General features: G+C 44.0%; 7 protein-coding genes and 1 pseudogene. All 8 read left to right on the top strand.

Going from position 1 to position 5,745, the window contains the following annotated elements:
* Positions 1–996, top strand: a pseudogene (locus VSA01S_RS20095) (hypothetical protein); the annotation flags it as partial.
* A gap of 209 nt (positions 997–1,205) precedes the next feature.
* Positions 1,206–1,745 (top strand): hypothetical protein, encoded by a 540-nt coding sequence (locus VSA01S_RS19085; RefSeq protein ID WP_145993929.1) that lies wholly within the window; start codon positions 1,206–1,208, stop codon positions 1,743–1,745.
* A 9-nt stretch (positions 1,746–1,754) separates the two neighbouring features.
* The gene (locus VSA01S_RS19080; protein WP_039983636.1) at positions 1,755–2,252 is read left to right on the top strand and encodes a lytic transglycosylase domain-containing protein; all 498 of its coding nucleotides are present in this window, start codon (positions 1,755–1,757) and stop codon (positions 2,250–2,252) included.
* Positions 2,253–2,293: 41 nt separating this feature from the next.
* The gene (locus tag VSA01S_RS19075; RefSeq protein WP_039983638.1) at positions 2,294–2,803 is read left to right on the top strand and encodes a hypothetical protein; all 510 of its coding nucleotides are present in this window, start codon (positions 2,294–2,296) and stop codon (positions 2,801–2,803) included.
* Positions 2,804–2,811: 8 nt separating this feature from the next.
* Positions 2,812–3,831 (top strand): TadA family conjugal transfer-associated ATPase, encoded by a 1,020-nt coding sequence (locus VSA01S_RS19070; protein ID WP_039983640.1) that lies wholly within the window; start codon positions 2,812–2,814, stop codon positions 3,829–3,831.
* Between the two features lie 2 nt (positions 3,832–3,833).
* Positions 3,834–4,523 carry a hypothetical protein gene (locus VSA01S_RS19065; protein ID WP_039983641.1) on the top strand — a complete coding sequence of 230 codons (690 nt, stop codon included), beginning with the start codon at positions 3,834–3,836 and terminating at the stop codon, positions 4,521–4,523.
* 99 nt (positions 4,524–4,622) lie between these two features.
* Positions 4,623–5,297 (top strand): hypothetical protein, encoded by a 675-nt coding sequence (locus VSA01S_RS19060; protein WP_050567489.1) that lies wholly within the window; start codon positions 4,623–4,625, stop codon positions 5,295–5,297.
* Complete coding sequence (locus tag VSA01S_RS19055; protein WP_050567490.1) at positions 5,294–5,575, top strand: H-NS family histone-like protein; 282 nt, start codon at positions 5,294–5,296, stop codon at positions 5,573–5,575. Before VSA01S_RS19060 ends, VSA01S_RS19055 begins: the two co-directional genes overlap by 4 nt.
* The last annotated feature ends 170 nt before the right edge of the window (positions 5,576–5,745 follow it).

Genomic DNA, 5,745 nt, shown 5'->3' with positions numbered 1-5,745 from the left:
GATACCACAGATGAAGCAGAGACTACGGGTGGCACAACGACCCCAGGCACTGATGAAAGTACTATTGATGACAGGGAAAGCTATAAATACCGTGTCATCGTTTCTTCTCCATCTCGTAGCGCGAAGGTATATGCTGATAGAAATGGCAATAAAAGAGTAGAAGAGGATGAGTATATCGGTAATACCGATAGAAATGGAGAAGTTCTAATTACAAAATCGGACAGTGATTACGACATCATAGCTCGTTTTGAAGGCAAAGAAATGATATCTGTTCAAGGTGAGCGAATCATTAGTCCATTTACAACATTAGCCAAGCTACAAAACTATAACCTCGATGAATTATCAAGTCAATTTGAGACCCCTGGTGGTTATTTGGATATATCAAATGATTATACTACTAAGGGATACTTCTCAAATATGCCTTCTGCTCTAGCGAGCACTTTATTTTCAGATTTTAAAAATAGGTTGGTAGAAACATCTGAAAATATTAAGAATATACAAAAGTCTGCCAAAGACACGTTGGATTTTCTTTATGATGAAGTCGACCATAACATAATAGTTTATACTAGTGATCTAATAACTCTTAGTCCTGATCTATTATTTCCAGAAGGTAAATTGACTGGGGACTGGCAGTTACCTTGCAAACTCATCGCTAAAGATTATTACATAACAGTAGATTTTTCTGCTGACAAATATTATTTTGATAGTGAACTAGCCGCTTACTCTGATCCGGATTGTGATATGTCATCTAAAAAGAGTTCTGCGACTATATCAGGGAAATATACCTATTTTGGTAAAGAAATAAATGATGGAATAAGGTATTATAAACATGCTCTCAAACATTCTACAGTAGATGCAACAGATCGACGTGATATTGTGTATCTTATTCTGTATACGAATAAGTTATCAAATGTACACAAGTTAAGGGACGGCTCTGAACTTGTACCAATTGAGTATGGAAGGTTATCTCGACGTGAATCATTTAAAGCTAAATAGATAGTCTTATTCCTCCAAATGATAATATTGATTGAAGCAGCGTGAAGACGCTGCTTTTTTGATCCGTCTCCCCTACCTCGCCTACAACTTACATTCCTTTTTTGAATACATGGTGTCATGGAGCGTCTATGTTTCTTAGCTTTCTTCTTCTCTTATTTAATCTCTTGATTATTTATAAGCTCAGTCAGCCTCAAGCTCTGCATCGCTCGATGCGGATGCAGAAAACTCTTTGTACTCTGGTGCTTGGCACCGTCTTATCACTCTTGTTTGTTTGGCTTGATTTAGAGCACAACCTTGTCGTTTGGATTTGGCTGACAATGTACCTTGTCCTTTATTGGTGCTGCATCTTTCGGGTACGAGCCAGCAATGACGCTCTTTTGGTGGTCGTGCCGGGTTGGGGTCACACGGTAGCGGTTCACTTGGCCAACCCTGCGCAAGCTTTTAACAAACCCACATACCAAGAGCTTCCTGGACTTTTATCTTATCTGGCCGAACTGGGCGTGAGAACGGTGACGCTGACATCCCCGATGTTTCTGAAAGAAGGTCGTTGTCGGTCATTTAAGCGTTTGGAGAAGCAGCTTCAACATCAAGTGTTGCATTTCGAGTCCCGCCCTGTTGCTTGGTGGCGTCAGCCAATGGCCACCGCTTCATTATTTTATGAAAAGAGAGTGAAGTGTTCTGACGTACTCAAAGCAACACCGGTGACGGGCTGGCAACGCATCACATTGACGTTATTGGAACCTAACTAGGAGAGCCCAATGAAATTCATTACACTGAGCCTATTGCTTCTCGCCTGTTACAGCCAGGCGGCGGTGACTCAAGGCGACCGGCAATATTCAGGATGGACATCGAGTTATCACAGGGCAGCCCCTCTAATAGGCTGCCCTTCTTTTTGTGACAGCATCACGCGTTACAGCACTCTTTACCAGGTTCCTAAGCACTTGGTTATTTCCGTCATTCGTCATGAAAGTAACTTTAACCCCAGGGCCGTCAGTCCTAAAGGTGCAAAAGGGTTAATGCAATTGATGGACATGAACAGCAAAGCTGCTCGTATTGACCCATTTAACCCTGATGAGAACATTCGTGCCGGCACACAAATGTTAGCCAGGCTGATGAAAAAGTACGGCAACGTAAAACTTGCTTTGGCGGCCTACAATGCCGGAGAAGGCAACGTGGATAAATATCAGGGCGTGCCGCCTTTTAAAGAAACTCAGCGCTACGTGGTGAATGTCATGCAAAGCGCCAACCTACTCTAACTCCCCTCTTTCGTTTCAATCTCAAACAACAGGTACATACCATGACACGATTCACTCGGTCGATGGGTGCATGGTCACTCACGGCTCTTTTTGCGTTTCCGATGGTTTTTCCTTTTTCAGCGTCTGCCGCTTCATCTGATGATTGTGGCATTTGGTTGTGTTTACCCACTGGTTTTAAAAGTGGCTGCTCGGGGCCGAAGAAAGCATTTTTAAAGCGCATTAAGCGCTTTAAACCGCCCCTGCCAAGCTTTACCTCGTGCTTATTAAAAGGCGTCGCCCCTAGTGCGCAGTCAGATACTTTTACTGCAGACTATGGCTATGCCGCTTACATTCCTCCAAAGCGTTACTGCATCAAAACACGACTTGGTTTTCAAGGAGAGTCGGCTTGTCTTGAGTGGGGTGTTCATCCTGAAAAGTACCTTAAAAAGCGTCGCTGCAGGAAACCTTGGCGAGATAGCAATTACACCTTACCAAAGGGATGCCGTGGCACGGTTCGATACACGGAAGTGTATCGAAATGGGATGCTTTTCGGTCAACCGCATTATTACTAGGAGGGCCTATGAAAGGCACTTATTCCACGCTTTTTGGTGAAGTACCAGAAGCAAAAACCTATGAATGGAAGTGGGTTGAAGAGAACTTTGCCCCACTGAGGCCGCTGTATACCTTATCGGGTGTGAGTGAAATCTTTGTCGACCGTTTTGATAATGTGTCGATAGAGCGCGATGGGAAAATAGAAAAAACCGACGTACGCTTTGCTTCAGAAACGGACTTTTATAACCTCATTAAACAGGTGGCCACGGCCCTGAATCAAACCTTAGACAGCGACCATCCCCTCTTGGATGCGCGTTTTCCTGACTGCAGTCGTTTGTGTTGTACCTTGCCAGAAATTACACCTCAAGGGGCCACACTGACACTACGAATTGCGCCCAAAACGCACATCCACGCATCTCAATTGGTGGAGTTGGGTGCATTAAGCCAAGCCATGCTGGATTACTTAATCGACGCAATTCAATTGGGTAAGAATGTGATTGTCTCAGGCAATACAGGCAGCGGAAAAACCACGTTGTTGCGGGCCCTCGCCCGCTACATTCCAGAAGGTGAACGTATCGTCACGTGTGAAGATACGCAGGAGCTTTACTTATCTTGGCTGCCCTTTCTTGTGTCAATGGAAGCCCCTAATCGTACTGACTCCTCCATTGAAATGAAAAACTTGATTGAGGCCGCTTTGCGAATGAGGCCGGACCGAATTTGGGTGGGTGAAATCCGTAAAGCCAGTGCGGCGGATGCGTTTTTGCAGGCTATCAATACTGGCCATTGTGGTTGCGTGACCACCCTTCATGCCAACAGCGCGAAAGACGCGTTATCGCGTCTTCAATATCTCATTGCCTCACAAGGTTTGATTTCGTTTGACCTGGCCCATGAACAAATCATCGGTAACGTGGACGTGTTTGTGCACGTTTCTAGACACCCCAGTTATGGCAGAAAAGTGACCGAGATAGTCTCGGTTAACGACGGTCAGCTGACGCCTCAATTTGTATTTTCCCGCTCTGACTTAACTCACATGAACGTAGGAGACTGACCATGACAGACGCGACATTTGTTTTAGATGAACAAGAAGAAAAATCATTCATTGATTTTGAACAGGCACAACATGAACAACATCAGCCGCAGACAGAAACGGTGACCGTCCCAGGTTATGACTTTTTGCGGCGCTGCCATTTGCCACCCTACTTTCGTGCTCGTATTCGAGAAATGCGTGTGGGTGATACCTTTTTTATGGGCTCGATTCGACACGATTATGAGCTAGAGCATGGAGGCTATGAGGGTGTGGCGGAGGTGTACGTTCGCAAAGAGCGGGGCCGCTATAAACTGTATGCGACTTGGACATTGTTAACCAAACCGACCCGAGCCCACAGTTTTGTCAACGTGGCGTTTAAACTAAAAAAAGGAGGCGATTTTATTTTTGAAGCGGTGAATGCAGAGCAGCAGTTAAGGCAAATTTGTCTTGTCAGTCGTTACATACAGCGCCTTGTGAATAATGTGATTTCTGAGGAAGAGAAAGCGTGGTTCTATCGGAGGAATGTACAACCATTTTTTGTTGGGGTAAACATCGATAAAGAGCGAACTCTTACTCGTCCTAATCTCATTCATGATGAAGAAGGTAATCTAAAAAGAGTGTTTTACGTACTGCCTGAAAGCATGATGCCTAAGCCAATGATGGAGTGCATTGTCGACGTTGGTATTGCGTTGGGCCATATCAACTTTGATTAAAGGTCCATGAAAGATTCCACATCTCTAAACACGCCCATTGACCCGTTAATTTTTATTTTCTCGCCCTGATTATACTCACATTAACTTAGGAGACTGACCATGTCAGACGTAGCTTTTGTCTTAGATGAACAAGAAGAAATAACCTTGCTTGATATTGAACCGGTACAAAGTAATCAACAGAAAGAAACCATGACGGTGCCAGCTTACGAATTTTTACAGCGCTGTCATTTACCGCTTTACTTTCGTGCTCGAATTCGAGAATTGCGTCTGGGCGACACATTTTTTATGGGCTCCATTCGCAAGAAGTATGATGCTGAAGACATCGAGAGTGATGGAATAGTGTTGGAAGGTTTCTCAGAAGTGTATGTTCGTAAAGAACGTGGGGGTTACAAACTCTTTGCTACTTGGGCAATGATAGAGAGCAGTTCTACACCTTATTCGGCTTTCAGTGTGGAGTTCAAGCTAGAGCGAGGAAATTTCATTTTTAAAGGCCGTCAATTAGAAGCACAACTTAAAGGTATTTGCTTAGTGAGTCGATTGATACAACGCCTTATTAAAGGTGCAGATAATGTAAAGTTAGAAGATTTTACCCACCTGAATACAGACCCTTTTTTTATGGGAGTGAGGGTGGATAAAAATAGAGTGTTTTTTTTTGATGATGGCATTTACAAAAAATCTGCTCGTTTATTGCCTGAAGAGATGATGCCAATAACGTTAGCTGAGCACACCGTAAATATTTTTCGAATAATGGGAATGATAGGGTTTTATGAATGAAAGATGTTATCAAAACATTAAGCAGTGAACGCTTGGCCAAGACCCTTCTAAAAGCGGCCAGTTCACAACAGCTATCACGCATTATTGACGTGATAACCACATTAAAAACTCACAAAGAACAAGAGGAGCACGCTCAGAAAGAGCGTGATCGGATTGAACAAGAAGAGCTGGAAGCGGTCCGCTTACAGATATTGGAAAAGGGGATCGACTTCGACAAGTTAGCCCAGTTAATGCAGCCCAAAAAGCGCGTGACAAAGAAACGCTCCTCTTCAGTGTGATGCATTTTTATTGTTCATTATGTCTCACCGCGCGCCCTTCTCACTCGTCCACATATCCACATGAGGAAGACTGGAAACCCCCAGGGAAAATTTCCAGCCGATTGTGGGTATGTGAACGAGTGAATGAACCGTAAGGTTCACATTTGGGTATGCAGCTTATCGTCTAACTC

Source organism: Vibrio sagamiensis NBRC 104589 (assembly GCF_007990935.1).
In the GTDB taxonomy this organism is placed as follows: Bacteria; Pseudomonadota; Gammaproteobacteria; order Enterobacterales; family Vibrionaceae; genus Vibrio; species Vibrio sagamiensis.
The sequence above is the reverse complement of the archived record's forward strand: the minus strand, read 5'-3'. Positions and strand labels throughout refer to the sequence as shown.